The following is a 21,981-nucleotide window of genomic DNA, read 5'->3' on the forward strand; positions in this document are numbered from 1 at the left end:
AGGCTGCGGCTCACTTGTCCGTGTCTCCGGTGCTCGCGGTCTTCCACTTCTCGACGTTCCACCAGGGGCCGGAGGCCAGCCCGTGGTCGTGCGGCTCGACCTGGGTGGTGAGGGCGCCGAAGCGGTCGTCGACGACGTAGAGGTGGTCGATGTGGGTGAGGAAGGTGTAGCCCGGGTTCTTCACCAGCTCGCGCTGGACGGTGTCGTACGCCTTCTTGCGCTCGGCCGCGTCGCCGCTCCTGCGGCCCGACTCGATGGCGGCGTCGACGGCCTTGTTGTCGTACCAGGCCATATTGTTGAAGCCGTCGCCCGCGAGGGAGGACTTCAGCAGGGTGTACTGGTCGAAGTCGGGGTCGGCGGGCGAGCCGCCGCCCGCGAGGACGGCGTCGTGCTTCATCCGGGGCTCGATGACCTCCCAGGTCCCGGCCTCGGTGCGGATGTCGATGCCCGCCTTCTTGGCGTCGGAGGCGTAGGCGAGGGCGTGCTCCTGGCGGAGCTTGTCACCGCTGAGGTACCAGAGGGGGAACGCGGCGCGCACGCCGTCCTTGACGCGGATGCCGTCCTTGCCGGGCTTCCATCCCGCCTCGTCCAGGATCTTCTTCGCGGCGGCGAGGTCGTGGGGGCGTTCGGTGCCCTTGGTGAACCACTCGCTGTCGGTGGGGACGGGCCCGTAGGCGGGCTTGCCGTCGCCGTTGAGGATGGCCTTGACCATCGTCTCGCGGTCGACGGCGACGTCGAGGGCGCGGCGTACGGCGGTGTCGCCCGCGACCTTGTTGTGCGTGGGGAGCGTCACCGTGCGGTAGTCGTAGGTGGTCGCGGCGTAGGTCTTCTTGGCCTTGTCGTCGGCGAAGCCCTTGGCGAGGTTGGGCGGCAGGATCGCGCCGTCGAGGTCGCCGGAGCGCAGCCGGGTGGCGCGCACGTCGTCGTCCTTGATGATCGCCATGGTGAGCTTCTTCACCTCGGGCTCGCCGTCCCAGTAGTGGGGGTTGGCGGTGAAGCTGAGCTTCTCGCCCTTGGACCACTTGGTGAGGACGTAGGGTCCCGTGCCGACGGGCCGGGTGGTGAAGGCCCCGGTGTTGACGTCCTGCTTGCCCGCGATGTGCTCGGGGGCGATGGGCAGGACGGTGCGCTGGGCGAAGGGCGCGTAGGGGTACTTGAGAGTGAAGACGACGGTGTCCTCGCCCTTGGCCGTGACGTCCTTGACGGCGTCCAGCTCGGTGCGGGAGGCGTTGTTGGTCTTCTCGTCGAGGATGGTGCGGTAGGTGAAGACGACGTCCTTGGCACTGAACGGCTCGCCGTCGCTGAACTTCACGCCCTGGCGCAGCTTGTACGTGTACGTGAGCCCGTCGGCGCTGACCTCGGGAAGCGCGGCGGCGAGGGCCGGGCGGAGCTGCATGTCCGCGTCCAGCGCGAGCAGCCCGTCGAAGATCTTGGAGTTGCCGTCCTTGCCGTAGCCGAGCAGCGGGCTCAGGCTCTCGGGCTCGTAGGCGATGCCGACGACGGCCGAGGTGGAACCGGTCGCGGAGCCGCCCTTGGAGCTGTCCGGGTTGGAGCAGGCCGCCGCGGTCAAGGACAGTGCGGTCACCAGCGTGGCGGCGACCGCCCCCCGTATCGATCGGGCCGTCATACTCTGCACATCCCTGTTCAAGATCGACTGTTGTTGCGAGCAGTACGCAATTAAACAGCACGTAAAAGACCCCGGTACACCCCGCCTCAGCAGGTGGGGCGGGGGTACCGGGGCCGGCGGTCCGGATGCGCGCGGCAGCCGTGAGAGCTACGGAGCCGGGAGTTCCGCCAGCTCCGCGACGGCGGCGCGGTGGCTGCCCGCCGTGCCGTAGGCGATGGAGTCCGCCTTGGCGCGCTTGAGGTACAGGTGCGCCGGGTGCTCCCACGTCATCCCGATCCCGCCGTGCAGCTGTACGCACTCCTCGGCGGCGTGGACCGCGACGCCGGAGCAGTACGCCTGGGCCACGGCGACGGCGAGCGGGGCGTCCGGGCTGCCGGTGGCGAGGGCGTCGGCGGCGCCGCGGGCGGCGGCACGGGCCGAGACGACCTCCAGCCAGAGCTGGGCCATCCGGTGCTTGAGCGACTGGAACGAGCCCACGGGCCGGTTGAACTGGTGCCGTTCGCGGGTGTGCCGGACGGTCTCGGTGAGGCACCACTCGGCGATCCCGAGCTGTTCGGAGGCGAGCAGCCCGGCCCCGGCGAGCAGCCCGCGCCGTACGGCGGTGGCGCTCGCGTCCGCGCCTGCGAGCAGGGTCCCGGTCGCACCGGAGAGGGTGAGGGTGGCGAGCGGGCGGGTCAGGTCGAGCGGTACGAGGGGGGCGACCGTCACCCCGGGGCCCGTCGCCTCGACCGCGTACAGGCCTTCGGCGGCCGGTACCAGCAGGACGTCCGCCACTGCCGCGTCGGCGACGCCCCGGACCGTGCCGTCCAGCGAGGCCGTGGCCTTCCCGGAGCCTGCGGGCGCGGTCCCGAAGGGCACGGCGAGCACCGCCGTACGAGCGCCGGAGGCCAGTTCACCGACGAGAGCGGCGGCCGGTCCGCCGTCCCCGCCGAGTGCGAGCAGCGTCTCGGTGGCCACCACGGAGCTGGTCAGATACGGGGCCGGGGCCACGCTGCGGCCCAGCTCCTCCAGGACCACGGCGGCCTCGCGGTGGGATGCTCCCTGGCCGCCGAGCCTCTCCGGCACGAGGAGTCCGGCGGCGCCGATGCCGGAGGCGAGTGCCTCCCAGAGCCGGGGGTCGTACGGCGTGCCGGACTCGGTCGCCGCGATCACCGTCGGCGCGTCGGCCCGGTCGGCGAGGAGGGCGCGTACGGCCAAGCGCAGGTCCTCCTCGTCCTGGGAGTAGAGGAGGTCGGGGGTGGCGGGCGGCTGGGCGGTCGCGGTCATCGGCTCAGGTCCTTCCAGGCGACGTCCTTGTCGTTGCGGGGTTCGGCGGGCAGGCCGAGGACACGCTCGGCGACGATGTTCAGCAGGACCTCGCTGGTGCCGCCCTCGATGGAGTTCCCCTTGGACCGCAGATAGCGGTAACCGGCGTCACGTCCGGTGAAGTCGACCAGCTCCGGGCGGCGCATGGTCCAGTCGCCGTACAGCAGGCCCTCGTCGCCGAGCAGTTCCACTTCCAGGCCGCTGATCTCCTGGTTGAGGCGGGCGAAGGCGAGCTTCATGCCCGATCCCTCGGGTCCGGGCTGTCCGGCGACGAGCTGCTGCCGCAGCCGCTCCCCGGTGAGCCGGGCGACCTCGGCCTCCACCCAGAGGGTGAGCAGGCGTTGGTGGGTGTCATGGGTGCGCAGGTCGGGGCGTTCGCGCCAGGTCGCGGAGACCGGGCCGATCATGCCGCCCTCGCGCGGGATGCGGGAGCCGCCGATGGAGACTCGCTCGTTCATCAGGGTGGTCTGGGCGACCTTCCAGCCCTCGCCGACCGGCCCGAGCCGGTGGCTGTCCGGGATGCGCACACCGGAGAGGAAGACCTCGTTGAACTCGGCCTCCCCGGTGATCTGGCGCAGCGGCCGGACCTCGACGCCGGGGTCGGTCATGTCGCAGAGGAAGTAGCTGATGCCCCGGTGCTTGGGCAGGCCGGGGTCGGTGCGGGCGATGAGGATGGCCCAGCGGGCGAGGTGGGCGCTGGACGTCCAGACCTTCTGCCCGTCGACGATCCAGTCATCGCCGTCGCGGACCGCCCGGGTGGCCAGCGCCGCGAGGTCGGACCCGGCGCCGGGCTCGCTGAAGAGCTGGCACCAGACCTCCTCCCCCACCCACAGGGGGCGCAGGAAGCGCTGCTTCTGCTCGTCCGTGCCGAAGCCGAGGATGGTCGGCGCGGCCATGCCGAGGCCGATGCCGATGCGGCGCGGGTCGTTGTCGGGCGCGTCGGCGGCGGCGAGTTCGGCGTCCACGACCTGCTGGAGGGAGCGGGGCGCGTCGAGCCCGCCGAGGCCCACCGGGTAGTGGACCCAGGCGAGGCCCGCGTCGAACCGGGCCTTCAGGAAGTCGGTGCGGTCGGTCGTCGCGGGCGGATGGGCGGCGAGCAGCTCGCGGGTGCGGCGGCGCACCTCGGCGGCGTCGACGGCGGGGCTCATCGGGCGCCTCCGGGCAGGACGACGATGCGGCCGGTGCTGGTGCCGTCGGCGACGCGCTGGACGGCGTCGGCGGCCCCGGCCATGGCGACACGCTCGCTGATCAGGGGTTTGACGATGCCCTGGGCGGCCAGCTCGGTCAGCTCGTCGTGGCAGGCGCGGACAGCGGCCGGGTCCTTGGTGTTGTAGAGGCCCCAGTGCAGCCCGACGATCGAGTAGTTCTTCACCAGGGCGTGGTTGAGGGCCGGGGCGGGGATGGTGCCACTGGCGAATCCGACGACGAGGACGCGGCCCTCGAAGGCGACGCACTTGACGGACTTGGCGTACGCGTCGCCGCCGACCGGGTCGTAGACGACGTCCGCGCCGCGCCCGCCGGTGGCTTCCTTCACCGCGCCGACGATGTCCTCGCTCCGCCGGTCGATGACCAGGTCGCAGCCGAGCCCGCGGGCGACAGCCGCCTTCTCCGGGCCGCCGACGACGCCGATGACGGTGGCGCCCGCCGCCTTGCCGAGCTGGACGGCGGCGCTGCCGACGCCGCCCGCCGCCGCGTGCACGAGCAGGGTCTCGCCGGGGTGGAGGTGCGCGCGGCGGTGCAGTGCGAACCAGCCGGTCTGGTAGCCGATGTGCAGAGCGGCCGCTTCGGCATCGTCCAGGGCGTCGGGGGCGGGCAGCAGGGCCGCCTCGTCCGCGACGACGCAGTCGGCGAAGCCGCCGTGCGGCAGGGCGGGGGTGGCGAGGACGCGCCGCCCGTCCTCGGTCGTGCCGCACACCTCGACGCCCGGGGTGAACGGCAGCGGCGGCCGCACCTGGTACTGGCCCCGGCAGAGCAGGGCGTCGGGGAAGTTGACGTTCGCGGCGCGGACCTCGACGAGCACCTGCCCCTCGCCGGGCGTGGGCCGTTCCGTCTCCTCCAGGCGCATCACCTCGCCCGGTTCGCCGTTCCGGTGTACTCGCCATGCCTGCATGAGGGGCCTCCACAACACTGTCGGCATCGAACCGCTGCCGCTGTCGGCATTACCACTGCTCCGGCGCATACTAAGCGGTCGCTTGCCCGCCTGGGAACACCTTCACACCGCCGACGGCGGGACTCCTCAGCCCCGCTTCGGCTTCGGCTTCGCCCGCACGTGCATGCGCTCGCCCTGCGGGCCGAAGAGACTGAGAAACTCCACCGGCTTGCCCTCCGCCGGTCCGAACCAGTGCGGCAGCCGCGTGTCGAACTCGGCGGCCTCCCCCGGCTCCAGCACCAGATCGTGTTCGGCCAGCAGCAGCCGGAGCTTCCCGGAGAGCACGAACAGCCACTCGTACCCCTCGTGCGTGCGCTGCTCCGGCGCCTCGCCGCTGCCGGGCTCCTGGATCATCTTGTACGCCTGGAGCCCGCCGGGACGGGCGGTCAGCGGCACCATCGTCCGGCCGTGCTGCACGATCGGCGTGGCCCGTACCCGGGGGTCGCCGACCGCGGGGGCGCCCACGAGGTCGTCGAGCGGCACCTCGTGGGCGCGGGCGATGGGAAGCATCAGCTCAAGGCTGGGGCGGCGGCCGCCGGACTCCAGCCGGGAGAGCGTGGAAACGGAGATTCCGGTGGCGTCCGAGAGCGCGGAGAGGGTGACTCCGCGATCCTTGCGCAGACGGCGCAGCCTGGGGCCGACGCCGGAGAGCACCGCTTCGAGTTCCGGATCGTCCCGGTCGTGTTCTTTCATACCGCCATTGCAGAATCGGCAAGACGGTTTGTCAATGCGGGAACACCGTTCCCGGCGCGCTCAGTGGGCGAAGACCTCGAAGGCGACCGCCGGCCGGCCGTCGAACCGCTCCGCGGCGGCCCCGACCATGCCTTCCAGGAAGGACCGGCAGTACCGCTCCGGGTCCTCCTGCGTCAGCGCCTCGATGTAGGCGCGGTGCTCCAGCAGCGACTGGACCGAGCGTTCGAAGCCCGCCGTGGCGTCGACCGCGTGGGTGGGCCGGTCGCTGCCCGCCACGGCCGTCCAGCGCACCCCGTTCCACGGCTGGAGGCCCTGCTCGGCCAGTTCCGGGAAGATCCAGCGGTTGCCCGCGTCCGCCACCGCGTCCAGCGTGGCGCGCCCGACCGCGCGGTGGTCCGGGGTGTTCCAGGCGACCCCGCCCCAGGTGTCCCGGTGGTTGAGGGTGACCACCAGCTCGGGGCGGTGGCGCCGGACGGCCGCGGCGATGTCGCGGCGCAGCCCGACGCCGTACTCGATCACTCCGTCGCGGTGGTCGAGGAACTCCACCGTCCGTACGCCGACGACGGCGGCACTGGCCCGCTGCTCCCGCTCCCGCACCGGAGCACACTCCTCCGGCGGGAGGGTGTCGATCCCGGCCTCGCCCCGGCTGGCCAGGAGATAGACGACCTCGCGGCCGCCGTCGGTCCACTCCGCCACAGCGGCGGCCGCGCCGTACTCCAGGTCGTCGGGGTGCGCGACCACCGCCAGGGCGCGCTGCCAGTCGGCGGGCATGGGTTCGAGTCGATGCTGCGTCATACCGGCAGGCTACCCACGGGCCCCGGGGCCCGGAGTACGGCACCCGGCGTCCGGCCGGGCTTCTCGGTACGGCCCGGGGGCGCACATCCCAGGGCCCGGACGCGGAATGCGGGACCGCCCCTCGGTGCTGGACTCACGTGTAGAGTCCCTGCCCTCTCGCGCAGCCCCGGTGAACGAAAGGAATCCCGCTCGTGACCAGCCCCGCATCTCTCTCCCCCGCCCAGGCCGCAGCCCGCTTGGAGGAGTTCACCGTCATCGACGTGCGGGCTCCCGGCGAGTACGCGTCGGGCCATGTGCCCGGCGCCCTGAACATCCCGCTCGACAAGCTGCCCGACGCGCTGCCCGCCCTCAAGTCCGCCTCGGCGCGCGGTTCGCTCCTGGTGGTGTGCGCCTCCGGGGTCCGCTCCACACGGGCCTGCGAGATCCTCGGGGGCGCGGACATCGAGGCCGCGACCCTGACCGGCGGCACCTCTGCCTGGCAGGGCGACGGCCGCGGCCTGGACCGCCCCGAGGGCGCGCGCACCACCTGGCCCATGGAGCGTCAGGTGCGGCTGGTGGCGGGCTCGCTGGTGGTGGCCGGTCTCGCGGCGGGCGTCCGCTACCCGGCGGCGCGCTGGCTGTCCGCCGGCATCGGCACGGGCCTCGTCTACTCGGCGGTCAGCAACACCTGCGGGATGGCCTCGGTCCTCTCGAAGCTGCCGTACAACCGCGCCCCGCGCTCGGCCACCGACCTGGACGCCACCCTGGAGGCGCTCCAGCGCTGATCCGGGGCAGTGGCCGCGCGGGCCCCCGGACGGCCCCGGCCGTGCGGTCAGGCCTCACCCCGCACCAGCGCGAGCAGCCGGTCGAGCACTCGGGGGCCGCCCGCGCGCACCCCGTCGTGCTCGTACTCGTTCGTCACCCAGGTCCGCAGCCCCCGGATCGCCGCCGCCGTGCGCAGCGAGTCCTCGGTGTCGACGTACATGTCGTCGTGGTAGACGGCCGCCGCGACGGGGACCTCGTTGGCGGCGAGCCGCTCGGGGTCGTACAGCACCGGCCAGTCGGTGCGCCGGGCGAGCAGTTCGGCGGTCTCGCGCAGCGGGCGCAGCGCCGGGTCGACGTCGAAGTGCCAGGGGTGGATGGTCTCGCCGGTGAGGAGGAGGGGCCCGTCGCCCTTCAGCGCGGCCGCCGCGTCGAACTGGGGGAACTCGGCCCGTACGCGTTCGGCTGACCAGGCCGTGGCGCGTTCGCCCTGCCCGTAGATGGCCTCGTGCAGCAGGGCGTACAGGGGGTGCCCGGCAAAGGACGTGGCGGTGCGCAGGGCCTCCTGGAAGGTGTCGGAGAGTTCCGTGCCGTGCGGGGTGCGGACGAAGGCGTTCTCCAGCAGGTAGTGGAGCTGGTGGCTGCCGCTGCCGGAGCCCAGCAGGATGCCGAGCGACTGGAAGCCCTCGGGCGTCAGCCGGTGTCCGGCGCTCTCGGGCCGGTGTTCGGCGAGGTACGCGGCGATGGCGCGGGCGCGCTCGACGTCCTGCGGGTAGCGGGCGTAGTGGGCGGCGACCTTGCGTTCGATACGGGGGTACGCGGCCCGGTAGACGTCGTCCGCGTGGGCGTCCAGCGAGGGCAGCCCACCGGTGATGAGGACCGCCGCGAGGCCCTCGGGCGCCGAGGAGAGATAGCGGACGGCGCAGAACCCGCCGAAGGACTGCCCGAGGACCGTCCAGGGGGCTCCGCCGGTGAGCCGCGGCCGGATCAGCTCGCAGTCGCGGACGATGGAGTCGGAGCGGAAGTGGGCGAGGTAGTCGGCCTGTTCGCGCGGGCCGCCGCGCAGCGGCAGGGTCTGCCGGTTGGCGGGGGTGGACAGTCCGGTGCCGCGCTGGTCGAGGAGGAGGACCCGGAACTCGCGCAGGGCGCGGCCGAGCCAGGCCTCCGTGCCGACGAACCGGCGCGCGCCGAAGCCGGGGCCGCCCTCCAGGTAGACCAGCCAGGGCAGCTCGTCACCGGCCCGGGAGACCGCCACCGCCTCCCGGCCGTAGACCTCGATCTGCTCGCCGCCGGGGTCGCTGTGGTCCAGGGGCACGGTGAAACGCCGGTCGGTGAGGACGACACCAGGCTGCCGGTAACTGCTCACGGGGAACTCCTGAATCCGGGGTGCGGGCTGATCCGGGCGAAAGGCCCAGTTCAGCACATGCCCACGGCCGGTCGGCGAAGGGGCCGCGCCCGTACGGAAGTGGGAGCCGGGACCGTACGGCGAAGGGGGCGCGGGACCGTACGGCGGAGGCAGCCGTGCCCCGTACGGTCCCGGCCCGTGTGCGCGGCGGCCGGGGCGCTCCTAGCGTGCAGACATGATCCGGTTCGAGCAGGTCGGCAAGGTCTACCCGGACGGGACGACGGCGGTCGACGGGCTGTCCTTCGAGGTGGCCGAGGGCGAACTGGTGACCCTGGTGGGGCCGTCCGGCTGCGGCAAGACGACCACGATGATGATGGTGAACCGGCTGATCGAGCCGACCTCGGGCCGCATCCTGGTGGACGGCGAGGACATCGCCGGGACCGATCCGGTCAAGCTGCGTCGCCGCATCGGCTATGTGATCCAGCAGGTCGGCCTCTTCCCGCACCGGACCGTCCTGGACAACACCGCGACCGTCCCGGCACTGGTCGGCTGGAAGCGCGCACGGGCCCGGGAGCGGGCGGCGGAGCTGCTGGACCTGGTGGGCCTGGACCCGGCGACGTACGGCTCGCGCTATCCGGCGCAGCTCTCCGGCGGCCAGCGGCAGCGGGTCGGCGTGGCGCGGGCGCTCGCCGCCGATCCGCCGGTGCTGCTGATGGACGAACCGTTCGGAGCGGTGGACCCGGTGGTGCGGGAGCGGCTGCAGAACGAGTTCCTGAGCCTCCAGCAGCGGGTGCGCAAGACGGTGCTCATGGTGACGCACGACATCGAGGAAGCGGTGCGGATGGGCGACCGGATCGCGGTGTACGGGGAGGGGCGCATCGAGCAGTTCGACACCCCGGCCGCCGTGCTCGGCACTCCGGCGACCCCGTACGTGGCCCGGTTCGTCGGCTCCGACCGGGGTCTGAAGCGGCTGTCGGTCACCGCGATCGAGCCGGAGGACCTGGAGGAGCCGCCCGTGGCCCGGCTGGAGGAGCCAGCCGGGGACGCGGCTGCCCGGCTGGTCGCGGCGGGGGCCCGGTGGGCGGTGGTCCTCAGCGGCTCGGGCGAGCTGCACGGCTGGGTCGCCACGGACGCGCTGCGGGCGGCCGGGGAGGAGGCGACGGTGGGCACCCTGGCCCGCCGGATGGACGCGTGGGTGCCGGTCGGGGCCCCGTTGAAGCAGGCGTTCAGCGAGATGCTCCAGCACGACGCGGGGTGGGTGGCGGTGCTGGACGGGGCGCGGTTCCTCGGGGTGCTCACCCCGGCCAAGCTGCACGAAGCGCTGCGCCGGTCGGTGGACGCGGACGCGCAGGGCGTGGGGCGCGAGGAGGTGGACTTCGACTCGGTGGCGGACGCGTGAGGGCTGTCCCGTCGTCCCTGGTGGATCAGCGCAGTGTCAGACGCGGTGCATCGCAGCGCGGAGGGGCGGGTGGCGGAGGCCGGCGGCGGCCTTGCGGATCGGCATGCCCCCCGACCACAGGAAGTTCTCCGCTGTGCCCGATCCGGGCCGAGGGGATGGTCAGCACTGGGGGCAGGTGGCAGAGACGGTGTAGTCAACGACGTCGCGCGCACTGGAGCGCTGCCGATAGGCGGCGCGCTGGCGGTCGGCGCCGGTTCCTTCGGTGCGCAGGCGCTGCCACTGCTCGCGTACGAAGTCGAGATCCTCGTGCTGTCGCAAAGACAGCGCGATGGTGTGCAGCAGCCGTTCGACCAGCGTGCTTTGGAGCACCAGGCGGCCGGTGAAGGGGTCGATGCCGTGGCCGGCCAGTCCGTCGCGTGCCGCGCGCCAGCAGGCCGCACGCAGGAGCTCCGGGGCCGGCCGCGGCGCAGGGTCGCCGGCTTTGACGGCGGTGAGGGCGGTGGCGGTCAGGGCGCGGACGGTGTCCCGGCCGTCGCGGAACGGAGAGTTGGCCGACAGGGCGATCAGGGTGGGCAGCCAGGGGCGCAGGTGGTTGCTGACGTGGACGGCGTTGCCGGGGTCGGGCAGGCCGACGTGGACGTGGCAGGCGCACGAGGTCTGCTCGTCGTCCAGGGCTTGGAAGTGGGCGGCGCTTCGTGCGTACCGGTCGCCGGGGGTGATCGGGACGGGGGAGGCCTGGCCGAGTACGGGGGCGCCGGTGGAGGCGATGCGCAGGCCCAGGCGGGCGGCGGCGCGGGCGGCGGCCGTTCTCGTGGAGCGGATCTGGTCGTCGGCTTCCTTCAGGCAGGTGTGCGGGTCAGTGCGCAGTTCGACCTGGTAGCAGGTCAGCTCGGCGCCCACCCGGTCACCGAGTTCGCCGACGGCCTCTCCCACCAGGCGGGGGCCCTGAGGGCTGAGGGCGCGGGTGGCCGGATCGATCAGCAGGAGCTCTTCCTCGACGCCGACGGTGAGCGGCGCCGGGGCCTGGCCTGATTCGGGTGCGCGGGCTGGCGTAAGGGCGTCTGTCGATGCCGCACCGCCGCGAGGTTCACTGCACCGAGTGAGACGACCGCTCAGGCTCAGGGAGGCGAACGGTCAGCGGCCGCGCCGGTAGCTGCTGCCGTCCCGGGGGCGGACCAGCAGTCCCGCGACGACCAGATAGCGGCGCAGCGCGGAGCAGTCCTCGTGAACGGTGAGCAGCGCCTCGTTCACCTCGCGTTCGGTGTACGAGCGCTCCCGCTCGAACAGCGTGTCGGCAAGGTGCACGAGCAACTGCTCCCGCCGGGCCTCCTTGCGCGGGATCGCGACCAGGCGGCCGTGCGAGAAGAGCGCCTCCACGCGGTGCGTACGAGGGCTCGGCGACGGCGACAGCGGCTGAAGGGTTTCCTGTTCAGCATGCATGGCAGATATGGCAGGCATGGTCGGAAGCGTCGCAGGCTTCCGCAGCACGGGCAACGCCGTTTCCACGTTGCCCGTCCCGGCGTGGCCCGTCCTCGCGTCGCCCTTCCCGGCACTCGCGTTGACAGACGTACGCGGCCCGGGTTGTGATGGGGCACGTGCAGCGTGACGTCGGCCAAAGAGATCTGGGCCGGCCGGCAGTCAAGCCAGCACCTTCTTCCAGGGAAACCGCCATGAGCACACTCATCGCCCCCTGCCGCTGAGCCCCCTGCCGCTGAGCAGTTCGCTCCGGGCGCGTACACGTCGACGCGCCCCCGTGTGACGCACCCCGTTCCGTCTGCCGGGCCCTCGTGCGCCCGCATCCTTCCAGGAGACCCAGAACCTCCATGCCCCCTGCTTTCCAGCAGTCCGTCATCGAAGAGTTCCGCGCCAACGCCGGGAAGGTCGGTGGCCCCTTCGAGGGCTCCGACCTCCTCCTGCTCACCACCACCGGCGCCCGCTCCGGCACCCCGCACACCACGCCGCTCGGGTACGTACGCGACGGCCGCCGGCTGCTCGTCGTCGCCTCCAACCTCGGCGCACCGCGCCACCCCGACTGGTACCGCAACCTCCTCGCCCGCCCCTCCGTCCGGGTGGAGTGGGGCACAGCGGAGTTCGAGACCGTCGCCGTTCCCGCCGAAGGGGCCCGGCGTGACGAGCTGTTCGCCCGGGTGGTGACCGAAGCGCCCGGGTACGCGGAGTACCAGGACGCGACCGACCGGGTGCTGCCGGTCGTGGTCCTGGAACTCCCCGACCCCGACGCGGCGGCCCCCGCGGCCGCCTCCCTCGCGGACAAGCTCGTGGAGGTGCACACCTGGCTGCGCGCCCAGCTGCTCCACGTCCGCACCGAGACGGAGGCGCACTTCGCCTCACGGGCCGCCCACCGGGACGCCGGGGAACCGCCCGCGCCGCCTCTCGGGCTCCAGATCCGGCAGCGCTGCCTGGCGTTCTGCCAGGCTCTGGACTTCCATCACACGGCCGAGGACGGCCATATGTTCCCCGCGATGGAGGGGTACCACCCGCACCTGCGGGAGGTGTTCGACCGGCTGCGGGAGGAGCACCGCGGCATCGCGTCCGTCCAGACGGCCCTCTCCGCGCTGCTGGCCGACGTCGCCATCGCGGAGCCGGACCGCTTCCGTGCCGAACTGACGCGGATGACCGAGGAGCTGACCACCCACCTCGACTACGAGGAGGAGCAGATCCTGCCGTTGCTGGCCGAGGTGCCCTGGCCTCCGGCGGCTCCCGCCGCGACCGCTTCCTGAGTTCCGGGGCCGCTCAGCCCTCCGGGAGGAGCTCCTTCGACTCCAGGTAGGTGCGCGCGACGTCCTCGGGCAGCCTGCGCCAGCTGTCGACCTGCTCGTTCAGCGATGCCAGGTCGGCGGTGGTCAGTACGGTGTTGAGCGGGTCGAGGGCGTCGCGCACCCCGGTGCTCCCGGCGCGCGCACGGTTGACGACGGGCACCACGTAGTCCGCGTTCTGGAGGTTCTTGTCGTCCTCCAGCAGGACCAGGCCGAACTGGTCGAGCGTGGCGTCGGTCGTGGTGGTCAGCACCATCTGGTCCTGACCGTTCTGGACCGCCTGCTTCGCCTGGGTGGTACCGACGCCCTTCGGGTCGACGGCGACGATGTCGATGCCGTACGTCCTGCGCAGCCCGGGGGCGCAGTAGGGCCGCTGTACGCATTCGTCGCCCGCCGCCAGCCGCACGGCCAGCTTCGCGGCGCCCAGGTCGCTGAGGGTCTTCAGGCGGTGCTTCCTCGCGTACGCGGCGGTGACGGCGAAGGCGTTCTGGTCGACGGCCCGGCCCGGGTCGAGGACGGTCAGCCCGCGCGGGGCGGCGAGGGCGCGCAGCGCCTTCATGGTGGCGGCCAGGTCGGGCGATCCCACGGGGGCCGCGTCGGCGCCGTTGGCCTTGGCGTTCAGCCAGTCGGCGAAGGTCGCCGCGTACTCCGCGACGACGTCGATCTGGCCGTTCTCCAGGGCGGGTTCGTAGATCTCCCGGTTGGTGACGGAGATGATGTCGGCGGAGTATCCGGCGTGCTCCAGGAGCAGGGCGTACATCCGGGCGAGCAGGTCGCTCTCGGTGAATCCGGCCGATCCGACGGTGAGTTCCCTGCTGTCGCCGGGCGGTGCGGTGACCTCGCCCTGGTTCTCCAGGCTGGGGCCCGTGGTGCAGGCGGTCGCGGTGAGCAGGGCCAGCGCGGCCAGGGCCCGGCGGGCGCGGGCGGGCCTCACGCGGCCTCCCGTCCGCGCCGCGGCACAAGGCGCTGCCCGGCCTCGAAGAGGCTCTCGACGAGGAGGGCGAAGACGGCCACCAGGACCGCCCCGGCCACCACCTGCGGGGTGGAGGCGAGGTTGAAGCCCGCGGTGATGATCCGGCCCAGTCCCCCGCCGCCCGCCAGTGCGGCGAGGGTGGCGGTGGCGACCAGCTGCACGGCGGCGATCCGTACGCCGGTGAGCACCAGCGGGAGGGCGAGCGGCAGTTCCACGCCCAGCAGCATCTGGCGGCCGGTCATGCCCATGCCCCGGGCCGCCCGTACGACGTCGCGGTCGACCTCGCGCATCCCGACGTAGGCGTTGGTGAGGAGCGGCGGCACGGCGAACAGCACCAGCGCGATGATCGTCGGCCACTGGCCGTACGTGCCGATGGGTGTGAGCAGCAGCAGGACCAGTACGGCGAAGGTGGGGACGGCCCGGCCGATGTTGGAGAGGTTGACGGCGAGTGCGCCGCCCCTGCCGAGGTGTCCGAGGACGAGGGCGACGGGCAGGGCGATCAGACAGCTGATGAGCAGGCAGACGCCGGTCAGGAAGAGGTGTTCGACGAGCCGGTGCCAGACACCGTCGGGGCCGGACCAGTGGGTGGCTGTGGTGAGCCAGGACCAGGTGTCGGCGAGCGTGTTCATCCCGGCCTCCGTGCCGCGGGTCGCGTCCTCATGCCCGCCTCCGGGTCCAGGGCGTCAGCAGCCGTCCGGCTCCCAGGAGCAGCAGGTCGGCGGCGACGGCGATGACGACGCACAGCACGGACGCGGTGAGCACCTGGGCCTTGAAGTACGTGTTCATGCCGGAGTAGATGAGGTTGCCGAGTCCGCCGTGGCCGACGATCGCGCCGACGGTGACCAGGGAGACCGCGGAGACGGTGGCGATGCGCAGCCCGGCCATCGCCGCGGGCAGCGCGAGCGGGAGCTCCACGGCGAGCAGCAGGCGCAGCGGCCCGTAGCCCATGCCGCGTGCGGCCTGCCGGGTCTCCTCGGGGACGGCCCGGAGCCCGGCCAGGATGTTGCGGACGAGCAGCGTCAGGGAGTAGAGGACGAGCCCCGCGACGACGAGTGCGGCGGACAGCCCGTACACCGGCAGGAGCAGCGAGAACATCGCCAGCGACGGGATGGTGTAGAGGATCGTCGTCAGTCCGAGCACCGGCCCGGCCGCCCAGCGCCACCGGCGGGCCGCCAGCGCGAGGGGAACGGCGAGCACCAGGGCGACGGCCACCGCGGCGGCCGTCAGCTGGAGGTGCTGGATCACCGCGTCCACCAGGATCTCGCGGCGGGTGGAGAGATAGGCGCCGCAGATCCACTCGTTGCGGGCGAGGCAGTCGTCCGGGGGCGCCGTCATCCGTTCATTCGAGCGCGGCCGTGGCGCCGTCGCAGGTCAGGGGCGGCCGTTCGGGGTGTGCGGTCAGGGGCGGACACCCGCACGGAGCTTCTGGAGGGCGCGCCGCGCACGCTCGCCGAGCGGCGCGCCGCGAAGACGTCGGCCCGTTCGTCGGCGGCCGCGGCCGGGGTCGATCAGGCCCTGGTCCTCGCCGCTTCGGCTCGCTCGACGAACCTCTCCCGCGTCGGCTCGCTCGACGCGCTGCCGGCCGGGGCGCGACGGGCCGTCGGGGCGCTGGAGCGGCTCGCGGAACGGGCGGGCGTGCTCGACGAACTCGGCCCGGTCGCCCGGCGCGCGGTGCGCCTTCGGCCGCGGCGGACGGGAAGGGCGCAGCAGCGGGCGGGCGGCCGACGTACGGTGGAGTGGCGGCATGAGTACGGGCCCCGAACGGACGGCAGGTACCCGCGATGGCCGGTGAGATCTCCTTCTTCGAGCTCGGCGTGGAGGACCCGGAGCAGGCGCGCGCCTTCTACAGCGAACTGTTCGGCTGGACCTTCGAGCCGGGCCCCTCGGACGGCGGCGGCTTCGTGATCACGACCCCCGGGACTCCGGGCGGCGTACACGGCGGTGACCGGGGAGCCGGACCGTACGTCTTCTTCCGGGTCGACGACCTGGGCGCCGCCGTGGCGAGGGTCCGCGAGCTCGGCGGCGTGGTGGACGACACGTCGCCGGGTGACGACGAGGAGTCGGCCGCCCGGTTCGGGCGCTTCCGGCTCTGCCGTGACGACCAGGGATCGCCGTTCGGCTTGCACGAGCCGCCGACAGCCGTCTGACGCGGGACCGCCGAGCGAATGCGGAACGACCTGGGGCGGGCGAGCAACCCTCCCCGTCCCACTGCCGTCTTGATCCACGACAGGACGGTTCGCCGCAGGTGTTCAGCGGCGTCCACCCCCACATGTTCCGGGCTTGGACGACCGGCCGACTATACGCTCCCTGTATACCCGGGGCGCATAGTTGCCCCGGGTGCGGGCCCGGCACCGCGCGGAAGGCACCCATGCAGACCAAGGCACTGGCGCCCGAGTACCAGGGCGCTCTCACCAAGATGTCGGTGAACGCCTCCCTCACCGACGTACTGGCCGAGGGCCTACATCATCTGAAGCAGGCCGAGCTCTCCGGATCGCAGGAGGAAGTGGCGCGTTCCGGTCTCGCCGTGGCCGAGGCGCACCGCAGGCTGGGGCAGGTGGCGGAGGCGGACCGGGCCTGGAAGGCCAGCTACCGGGCCGCGCGGGCGGCCGGGAACACCGGGGCGATGGCCTGGGCGCTGTGGAGCGGCGGCACGCTGGCGCGGCAGCGCGGGGCGCTGCGCCTGGCGTTCCGGCTGCTGGGGCTCGCCGCGGAGCTGGGCAAGCAGGGCGGCGACGTGGTCGCCCGGGGCTACTCCCTGGCCGGTCTCGCCGAGACCGGCCGCATCCAGGGCGACTACGCGACGGTCGCGACGCTGCACGAACAGCTGCTGGCCGAGGCACGCGCCCGGGGCGAGGCGCGGCACACGGTGTGGGCTCTGGAGGGCATAGCGCAGATCCACCGCAACACCGGCTCCCTGGACACCGCGTTGGAGATGTTCGAGGAGGCGGCCGCCCTGGCGGGCGACGCGGACGACCGGCGCGGCCGGGCCTGGGCACTGCGCGGCATCGCTGACATCGTTTCCCTCCGGGACGGCGCGACCGGGCGGGCACTCGATCTGCTCTCCGAGGCCGAGGCCTCCTGCCGCTCGATGAACCTCTCCAGCGCGCTGGCGTACAACCACAAGATGCGGGCCAACGTGCTGTTCCGGGCCGGGCGTTACGAGGAGGCCCGCGCGGTCTACGAGCAGGCGCTCGGCGAGTTCCGGGCGATGGACGAGCTCCGCGGCGAGGCACTGGCATCACTCGGCCTGGTCAAGGCGCGGGCCAGGCTCGGCCGGGACCGCGCGGCCACGGCGGCCGACCTGGACGGGCTGCGTGTCCGGCTGGACCGGATCGGCCTGCTGAACGCCCGCGAGATGGTCGAGAAGGCGTACGCCGAACTGGGCGTGGAACCGGCCCTGGCGGACGAGGCGGACGAGGGGAACGGCCGACGATGACGCCCTCCACGACCCGGCGGACGAGCGCGCCACGCATACTGGACCGGTGCCGCGAGCTCGTCCGCCCGGCGCTAGTGGAGTCGGTGCGCCGACTGCATCCCTGGCATGCGGAGACGGCGGCCTTCTCGCTGGGCTGGAGCGGGGTCGGCGGTGACCCGGTGCCCGGCTCGCAGGGCAAGGGCGTGCGCCAGGCCCTCGCGGTGCTCGGCGCGGAGGCCGCCGGGGGCTCCGGGGCGGACGCGGTGCCCGGCGCGGTCGCCGTCGAGCTGATCCACACCTTCTCCCTGATCCACGACGACATCATGGACGGCGACGAGACGCGCCGCCGCCGCCCGGCCCTGTGGAAGGCGTACGGCACCGGCCCGGCGGTCCTCGCGGGGGATGCCCTGTTCGCGCTGGCCGTCTCGACGCTCGCGGAGTCTCCCGGGCCGGGCGGCCCGGCGGCGGTGCGGCAACTGGCGGGCACCCTGGGCGAACTGGTGCACGGTCAGGCGCAGGACCTGTTGTTCGAGTCCCGGCCGTGGACCGGGCCCGACGCCGTCCTGCCGCAGGAATACCGGGCGATGGCCACGCACAAGACGGGTTCCCTGCTCGGGTGCGCGGCCGCCGTGGGCGCGGTACTCGCGGGCGCCCCGCCGAGCACGGCCGAGGCGCTGGACCGGGCGGGACGCCATCTGGGGGTGGCGTTCCAGGCGGTGGACGACCTGCTCGGCATCTGGGGTGATCCCCAGGTCACGGGCAAGCCGGTGCACAGCGATCTGCGGCGGCTCAAGAAGACGTACCCGGTGCTGGCCGCCCTCGCGGCCGACCACCCGGCGTCCCGGAGCCTGGAGGCCCTCCTCACCTCCGCCGATCCCCTCGACGGGCCGACGGCCCGCCGGGCGGCCGAACTGATCGACGCCGCCGGGGGGCGCCGCGCGACGGCGGCCGAGGCCCAGGAGCACCTGGCCGCCGCCCACGACTGCCTGGGCCGGGTGGAGCTCGCCGAGGAGGCGCGGGGAGACCTGCTCACCCTGATCCCGTATCTCGTCGACCGCACCGGCTGACCCGGGGGCCGTCCACCGGCGGAAACCGGTGGACGGCCCCCGGTCGTCGCCTGGGAGGATGGGCGGTCCAGGTCGTGCCGGACAGCCCTTGGGGCTGTCCGTCCGCGTACGCCCCGACGGAAGTCCCTCCCCGATATGACCGCTCTCCCCGCTCCCGTGCAGGCGCTGCTCGTCATCGACGTCCAGTCGGCGTTCGTCACCGGGAAGAACGCCGTGCCCGACGCGCCCCGGCTGCTGGACCGGGTGACGGATCTGGTCGCCCGGGCCCGGGAGGCCGGGGCGCTCGTGGTGCACCTCCAGAACGACGGGCCGGCCGGGGCGCCGGACGAGCCGCACACCCCGGGGTGGGAGCTGCACCTTCCGGTCCGCCCGGGCCCTGCCGAGAGCGTGATCCGCAAGGAGGAGGACGACGGCTTCGAGGGGACCTCGCTGGCGGACGAGCTGACCGCGGCGGAGGTCCGGGCGGTCGCCGTCTGCGGGATGCTGTCGGAGATGTGCGTGCTGGCCACCGCACGTCGTGCCCTGGAGCTGGACTTCCGGGTCGTCCTGCCGCACGACTCCCATGCCACGTACGACGTTCCGGCCGCGCCGGGCATCAGTGAGCCGGTCCCGGCGGCGATGGCGTCGCGGGTCGCGGAGTGGGCGCTCGGCGACGAGGTGGAGGTCGTCGCCCGCGCCGAGGACGTCGTATTCACGAACACGGGAACGGCCTGACACGAGAACGGCGTAATCGCCTCACTTACATGGTGCCGCCATCCGGTGCGGCGATCGGCGGAGTGCGGCACGCCGGAAAGGGGCGGAGCGACCGCCCGAACAATCCGCGCGCGAAGCCCCCTCAATTCCGTGCGGCCGCACTCCGCAAGCCCTTTCGCCGCCTGACGGCGAAGCATTCGCGGGCCTGCGGGATTCCGTCGCGCGACCACCCGGACGGTCCTGTCGTCCGGGTACTCCCCATGTGGTCGTATGAGCGAGTCACGCGCACCATTTCGCCACATCTCTGCCAAAGTGCACTTCGGCTTTACTCACCGGATTGAACGAAGAGAGCCGTGCGTGCTGCAGATGTGTCGTACTGAAGAAAGACAATTGACGGTCCTTCATTTGGTTCAGCCCGTCGACGGTGGAGTGGCCAGGGTCGTCACCGATCTCGTGCGGGCCCAGGCCGGGGCCGGGCTGCGTCCCGTGGTGGCCTGTCCGCCGGGGAGTCCGCTGGCCGTCGGGGCCGCGGCGGCCGGGGCGGAGGTGCACGGCTGGGCGGCCACCCGGGCGCCGGGGCCCCGGCTGGCCGGTGAGGTCGCGGCCGCGCGGCGGATCGTCCGCGTCAGCCGCCCGCACGTGGTGCACGCGCACAGCGCCAAGGCCGGTCTTGCGGGGCGGATCGCCGTACGCGGCCGGGTGCCCACGGTGTTCCAGCCACACGCCTGGTCGTTCGAGGCGGTCGGCGGCCGCACCGCCGGACTCGCCCTCGGCTGGGAGCGGTTCGGGGCCCGCTGGGCCGATCACATCCTCTGTGTCAGCGAGTCCGAACGCCGCACCGGCCAGGAGGCGGGCATCACGGCCCGCTGGTCGGTGATCCACAACGGCATCGACCTCGACCGCTTCCGGCCGGGCGGCCAGGCCGACCGCACGGCGGCCCGCGCCTCCCTTCCCCTGCTGAAGGGGATCGCCCCGGACGCCCCGCTCGTCGTCTGCGTCGGCCGGCTCACCCGGCAGAAGGGGCAGGACGTCCTGCTCGGGGCCTGGCGGCGGCTGCGGGTGGCCGGGGCACGGCTGGTGCTGGTGGGCGACGGGCCCGACCGGGAGGAACTGGAGCAGTCGGCGCCGCCCGGCGTGCTGTTCACCGGAGCCAGCGAGGACGTACGGCCGTGGATCCACGCGGCGGACGTCCTGGTGCTGCCCTCGCGCTGGGAAGGCATGGCGCTGGCTCCCCTGGAGGCCATGGCCTGCGGCCGCGCCGTGGTGCTGACCGATGTGAACGGGGCGCGGGAGAGCCTGCCGCCGGGTCACGAGGAGCACTGTCTCGTGCCGCCGGAGGACCCCGCGGCGCTCGCCGCGGCGCTGACCTCGCTGCTCACCGACCCGGAGCTGCGCGAGGCGGTGTCCCGCGGGGCCCTGCGCCATACCCGGGCGGCCTTCGACGTACGACGCACCGCGGGGGCCGTTGCCGGTCTCTACCAGGAACTTGTCGGCATGTCCGGACCCACCACGAGGAAGCGCACCGAGCGATGACGATGGAGAGTGCACCGGTTCCCGGCACCGCACAGGCGACAGCCGTGCAGGCTCACACAGTTCATCCGCCGCGAAGAAGCGACGGAAGGACCCGGGTGGGGCGCGGCGAGCGCCGTGGCGTCCGCTGCGGCCGGGTCGTACAGCTCCTGTGCGTCGACGCCCTCGCACCCGTCGTGACGTTCGCGCTGGTCGTCCCGGCGTCGTGGCCCTGGGCGGTGGTGGCCGTCCAGGCGCTGGCGCAGGTGTTGTTCTTCGCCCGCCGCGGGCTGTACCGCAGGTGCCTGTCCCCCTCGGTGCTGTCCGAACTGCCCGCGCTCCTCGGCCTCGCCCTGCTCCAGTGGTACGTGACGATGGAGGTGCTGGACGTCTGGGCCCCGCAGCACGCGATCGGGTGGGCGGTGCTCGCGTACGGGGCCGGCGCGCAGACCGCGCTGACCTGTGCGGGGCGTGCGTTGGTCCACCGGGCGCGGCAGCGGGCGGCCGCCCGGCGTCCCCGGTCCACGCTGGTCGTGGGGAGCGGCCCCCTGGCCCGTCAGGTGACGTCGGCCCTGCACCAGCACCCGGGGTACGGGCTGCGCCCGGTCGGTCTGGTCGGCGGCGGGAACGAGGAGCTTCCGGCGGACTCCGGTGCCCTGCCACTGCCGGTCCTGGGCACCCCGCAGGAGGTGGGGCGGGCCGTGGTGCAGAACAGTGTGCGGCACGCGGTGTTCACCGCCCCGCCCGAGGCCACCCCGGACGGCGCCGCTCTCTTCGCGCTGCTGACCGGGCACGGCTGCCGGGTGTGGCTGGTCACCGACCCCGGCGCGGGGGCCGTGCCCGCGCGGGGGGCCGCCCGCCCCGACCATCTGTGGGGCTTCGGGGTGCGGCTCCTGGACGACGGGTCGCGCCGTCCGCTGGGCCACGGGGTGAAGCGGGCGGCGGACGCCGTCCTGGCCGCGTTCGGTCTGCTGCTCGCGGCCCCGGTGATGGCGGCCTGCGCCCTGGCGGTGCGACTCTCGGACGGGCCGGGCGTGATCTTCCGGCAGGAGCGCATCGGCCGGCACGGGCGCCCGTTCGTCCTGCTGAAGTTCCGTACCCTGCGTCCCGCCGACGCCCAGGAGTCGGCCACCCGGTGGAACGTGGCGTCCGACGGGCGGATGAGCCGCGTCGGCCGGGTGCTGCGCCGTACCTCGCTGGATGAGCTGCCGCAGCTGTGGAACGTCCTGCGCGGCGATATGAGCATGGTCGGCCCACGCCCCGAACGCCCCTTCTTCGTCGCGCAGTTCAGCCGAGCCCATCCGGGATACCAGGCGCGTCACCGGATGCCCGTCGGCATCACGGGGCTGGCCCAGGTGAACGGGTTGCGCGGGGACACCTCGATCGAGGAGCGGGCCCGCTTCGACAACCGCTACATCGAGACCTGGTCGCTGTGGCAGGACGCGTGTGTGCTGGCCCGGACCGCGGGTTCCCTGTTCCGGCTCGGAGGCAGCTGA

At 73.3% G+C, this 21,981-nt stretch carries 22 protein-coding genes; 9 read left to right on the forward strand and 13 right to left on the reverse strand.

All coding sequences use genetic code 11. From position 1 onward, the window contains the following. Positions 1–10: 10 nt before the first annotated feature. The 6 genes from ACZ5WC_RS18850 to ACZ5WC_RS18875 form a co-directional block, all read right to left on the reverse strand. Positions 11–1,627, reverse strand: a complete 1,617-nt coding sequence (locus tag ACZ5WC_RS18850) for an ABC transporter substrate-binding protein (protein WP_468541842.1) — start codon at positions 1,625–1,627, stop codon at positions 11–13. Positions 1,628–1,774: 147 nt separating this feature from the next. Further along, positions 1,775–2,893, reverse strand: a complete 1,119-nt coding sequence (locus tag ACZ5WC_RS18855) for an acyl-CoA dehydrogenase family protein (protein WP_468541843.1) — start codon at positions 2,891–2,893, stop codon at positions 1,775–1,777. Beyond that, positions 2,890–4,080: an acyl-CoA dehydrogenase family protein gene (locus ACZ5WC_RS18860; protein WP_468541844.1), complete on the reverse strand. Its 1,191-nt coding sequence runs from the start codon at positions 4,078–4,080 to the stop codon at positions 2,890–2,892. The genes ACZ5WC_RS18855 and ACZ5WC_RS18860 overlap by 4 nt, the downstream gene beginning before the upstream one ends. Continuing rightward, positions 4,077–5,042, reverse strand: coding sequence for an NADPH:quinone oxidoreductase family protein (locus ACZ5WC_RS18865; protein WP_468541845.1), 966 nt, complete (start codon positions 5,040–5,042; stop codon positions 4,077–4,079). The genes ACZ5WC_RS18860 and ACZ5WC_RS18865 overlap by 4 nt, the downstream gene beginning before the upstream one ends. 126 nt (positions 5,043–5,168) lie before the next feature. Continuing rightward, the gene (locus tag ACZ5WC_RS18870) at positions 5,169–5,774 is read right to left on the reverse strand and encodes a helix-turn-helix domain-containing protein (RefSeq protein ID WP_096627309.1); all 606 of its coding nucleotides are present in this window, start codon (positions 5,772–5,774) and stop codon (positions 5,169–5,171) included. Positions 5,775–5,834: 60 nt separating this feature from the next. Continuing rightward, positions 5,835–6,569 (reverse strand): PIG-L deacetylase family protein, encoded by a 735-nt coding sequence (locus ACZ5WC_RS18875; protein WP_468541846.1) that lies wholly within the window; start codon positions 6,567–6,569, stop codon positions 5,835–5,837. Between the two features lie 191 nt (positions 6,570–6,760). On the opposite strand from ACZ5WC_RS18875, the gene ACZ5WC_RS18880 reads away from it, so the two are divergent. Continuing rightward, a complete protein-coding gene (locus tag ACZ5WC_RS18880; protein WP_468541847.1) occupies positions 6,761–7,333 on the forward strand; it encodes a rhodanese-like domain-containing protein in 573 nt (190 codons plus the stop codon). A 47-nt stretch (positions 7,334–7,380) separates the two neighbouring features. Here ACZ5WC_RS18880 and ACZ5WC_RS18885 read toward each other — a convergent pair whose 3' ends face one another. Continuing rightward, on the reverse strand, positions 7,381–8,676 hold the full coding sequence (locus ACZ5WC_RS18885; protein ID WP_468541848.1) for an alpha/beta fold hydrolase: 1,296 nt from the start codon (positions 8,674–8,676) through the stop codon (positions 7,381–7,383). 214 nt (positions 8,677–8,890) lie between these two features. Here ACZ5WC_RS18885 and ACZ5WC_RS18890 point away from each other — a divergent pair, with 214 nt between their 5' ends. Beyond that, complete coding sequence (locus ACZ5WC_RS18890) at positions 8,891–10,054, forward strand: ABC transporter ATP-binding protein (protein ID WP_468541849.1); 1,164 nt, start codon at positions 8,891–8,893, stop codon at positions 10,052–10,054. Between the two features lie 159 nt (positions 10,055–10,213). Here ACZ5WC_RS18890 and ACZ5WC_RS18895 read toward each other — a convergent pair whose 3' ends face one another. Next, the gene (locus tag ACZ5WC_RS18895; protein ID WP_468542024.1) at positions 10,214–11,176 is read right to left on the reverse strand and encodes a carboxylate-amine ligase; all 963 of its coding nucleotides are present in this window, start codon (positions 11,174–11,176) and stop codon (positions 10,214–10,216) included. A 12-nt stretch (positions 11,177–11,188) separates the two neighbouring features. Next, the gene (locus tag ACZ5WC_RS18900) at positions 11,189–11,494 is read right to left on the reverse strand and encodes a DUF2087 domain-containing protein (protein ID WP_468542025.1); all 306 of its coding nucleotides are present in this window, start codon (positions 11,492–11,494) and stop codon (positions 11,189–11,191) included. Between the two features lie 383 nt (positions 11,495–11,877). On the opposite strand from ACZ5WC_RS18900, the gene ACZ5WC_RS18905 reads away from it, so the two are divergent. Continuing rightward, positions 11,878–12,792, forward strand: a complete 915-nt coding sequence (locus ACZ5WC_RS18905; RefSeq protein WP_468541850.1) for a nitroreductase/quinone reductase family protein — start codon at positions 11,878–11,880, stop codon at positions 12,790–12,792. A 13-nt stretch (positions 12,793–12,805) separates the two neighbouring features. On the opposite strand, the gene ACZ5WC_RS18910 is transcribed toward ACZ5WC_RS18905, so the two are convergent. The 4 genes from ACZ5WC_RS18910 to ACZ5WC_RS18925 form a co-directional block, all read right to left on the reverse strand. Next, a complete protein-coding gene (locus ACZ5WC_RS18910; RefSeq protein WP_468541851.1) occupies positions 12,806–13,762 on the reverse strand; it encodes an ABC transporter substrate-binding protein in 957 nt (318 codons plus the stop codon). Further along, complete coding sequence (locus ACZ5WC_RS18915; protein WP_468541852.1) at positions 13,759–14,430, reverse strand: ABC transporter permease; 672 nt, start codon at positions 14,428–14,430, stop codon at positions 13,759–13,761. Before ACZ5WC_RS18915 ends, ACZ5WC_RS18910 begins: the two co-directional genes overlap by 4 nt. A 28-nt stretch (positions 14,431–14,458) precedes the next feature. Continuing rightward, a complete protein-coding gene (locus ACZ5WC_RS18920) occupies positions 14,459–15,136 on the reverse strand; it encodes an ABC transporter permease (protein ID WP_468541853.1) in 678 nt (225 codons plus the stop codon). A 63-nt stretch (positions 15,137–15,199) separates the two neighbouring features. Next, positions 15,200–15,547 carry a hypothetical protein gene (locus ACZ5WC_RS18925; RefSeq protein WP_468541854.1) on the reverse strand — a complete coding sequence of 116 codons (348 nt, stop codon included), beginning with the start codon at positions 15,545–15,547 and terminating at the stop codon, positions 15,200–15,202. Between the two features lie 35 nt (positions 15,548–15,582). Here ACZ5WC_RS18925 and ACZ5WC_RS18930 point away from each other — a divergent pair, with 35 nt between their 5' ends. From ACZ5WC_RS18930 to ACZ5WC_RS18955, 6 genes are all read left to right on the forward strand, one after another. Next, positions 15,583–15,948, forward strand: a complete 366-nt coding sequence (locus ACZ5WC_RS18930; RefSeq protein WP_468541855.1) for a VOC family protein — start codon at positions 15,583–15,585, stop codon at positions 15,946–15,948. A 221-nt stretch (positions 15,949–16,169) separates the two neighbouring features. After that, positions 16,170–17,237 (forward strand): tetratricopeptide repeat protein, encoded by a 1,068-nt coding sequence (locus ACZ5WC_RS18935; protein WP_468541856.1) that lies wholly within the window; start codon positions 16,170–16,172, stop codon positions 17,235–17,237. Continuing rightward, the gene (locus ACZ5WC_RS18940; protein WP_468541857.1) at positions 17,234–18,283 is read left to right on the forward strand and encodes a polyprenyl synthetase family protein; all 1,050 of its coding nucleotides are present in this window, start codon (positions 17,234–17,236) and stop codon (positions 18,281–18,283) included. The genes ACZ5WC_RS18935 and ACZ5WC_RS18940 overlap by 4 nt, the downstream gene beginning before the upstream one ends. A gap of 135 nt (positions 18,284–18,418) precedes the next feature. Then, positions 18,419–18,997 (forward strand): isochorismatase family protein, encoded by a 579-nt coding sequence (locus tag ACZ5WC_RS18945; RefSeq protein WP_468541858.1) that lies wholly within the window; start codon positions 18,419–18,421, stop codon positions 18,995–18,997. A 336-nt stretch (positions 18,998–19,333) separates the two neighbouring features. Then, positions 19,334–20,509, forward strand: a complete 1,176-nt coding sequence (locus ACZ5WC_RS18950; RefSeq protein WP_468541859.1) for a glycosyltransferase — start codon at positions 19,334–19,336, stop codon at positions 20,507–20,509. Beyond that, on the forward strand, positions 20,506–21,981 hold the full coding sequence (locus ACZ5WC_RS18955; protein WP_468541860.1) for a sugar transferase: 1,476 nt from the start codon (positions 20,506–20,508) through the stop codon (positions 21,979–21,981). The genes ACZ5WC_RS18950 and ACZ5WC_RS18955 overlap by 4 nt, the downstream gene beginning before the upstream one ends.

It is taken from the genome of Streptomyces sp. NPDC033165, from assembly GCF_055577965.1.

Excerpts from the sequence above, each read along its gene's own strand:
- ACZ5WC_RS18860 (WP_468541844.1), bottom strand. The coding sequence starts at position 4,080 with ATGAGCCCCGCCGTCGACGCCGCCGAGGTGCGCCGCCGCACCCGCGAG.
- ACZ5WC_RS18955 (WP_468541860.1), top strand. The coding sequence starts at position 20,506 with ATGACGATGGAGAGTGCACCGGTTCCCGGCACCGCACAGGCGACAGCC.
- ACZ5WC_RS18940 (WP_468541857.1), top strand. The coding sequence starts at position 17,234 with ATGACGCCCTCCACGACCCGGCGGACGAGCGCGCCACGCATACTGGAC.
- ACZ5WC_RS18935 (WP_468541856.1), top strand. The coding sequence starts at position 16,170 with ATGCAGACCAAGGCACTGGCGCCCGAGTACCAGGGCGCTCTCACCAAG.
- ACZ5WC_RS18875 (WP_468541846.1), bottom strand. The coding sequence starts at position 6,569 with ATGACGCAGCATCGACTCGAACCCATGCCCGCCGACTGGCAGCGCGCC.
- ACZ5WC_RS18920 (WP_468541853.1), bottom strand. The coding sequence starts at position 15,136 with ATGACGGCGCCCCCGGACGACTGCCTCGCCCGCAACGAGTGGATCTGC.
- ACZ5WC_RS18855 (WP_468541843.1), bottom strand. The coding sequence starts at position 2,893 with ATGACCGCGACCGCCCAGCCGCCCGCCACCCCCGACCTCCTCTACTCC.
- ACZ5WC_RS18945 (WP_468541858.1), top strand. The coding sequence starts at position 18,419 with ATGACCGCTCTCCCCGCTCCCGTGCAGGCGCTGCTCGTCATCGACGTC.
- ACZ5WC_RS18870 (WP_096627309.1), bottom strand. The coding sequence starts at position 5,774 with ATGAAAGAACACGACCGGGACGATCCGGAACTCGAAGCGGTGCTCTCC.
- ACZ5WC_RS18915 (WP_468541852.1), bottom strand. The coding sequence starts at position 14,430 with ATGAACACGCTCGCCGACACCTGGTCCTGGCTCACCACAGCCACCCAC.
- ACZ5WC_RS18890 (WP_468541849.1), top strand. The coding sequence starts at position 8,891 with ATGATCCGGTTCGAGCAGGTCGGCAAGGTCTACCCGGACGGGACGACG.
- ACZ5WC_RS18930 (WP_468541855.1), top strand. The coding sequence starts at position 15,583 with ATGGCCGGTGAGATCTCCTTCTTCGAGCTCGGCGTGGAGGACCCGGAG.
- ACZ5WC_RS18925 (WP_468541854.1), bottom strand. The coding sequence starts at position 15,547 with ATGCCGCCACTCCACCGTACGTCGGCCGCCCGCCCGCTGCTGCGCCCT.
- ACZ5WC_RS18900 (WP_468542025.1), bottom strand. The coding sequence starts at position 11,494 with ATGCATGCTGAACAGGAAACCCTTCAGCCGCTGTCGCCGTCGCCGAGC.
- ACZ5WC_RS18905 (WP_468541850.1), top strand. The coding sequence starts at position 11,878 with ATGCCCCCTGCTTTCCAGCAGTCCGTCATCGAAGAGTTCCGCGCCAAC.
- ACZ5WC_RS18865 (WP_468541845.1), bottom strand. The coding sequence starts at position 5,042 with ATGCAGGCATGGCGAGTACACCGGAACGGCGAACCGGGCGAGGTGATG.
- ACZ5WC_RS18850 (WP_468541842.1), bottom strand. The coding sequence starts at position 1,627 with ATGACGGCCCGATCGATACGGGGGGCGGTCGCCGCCACGCTGGTGACC.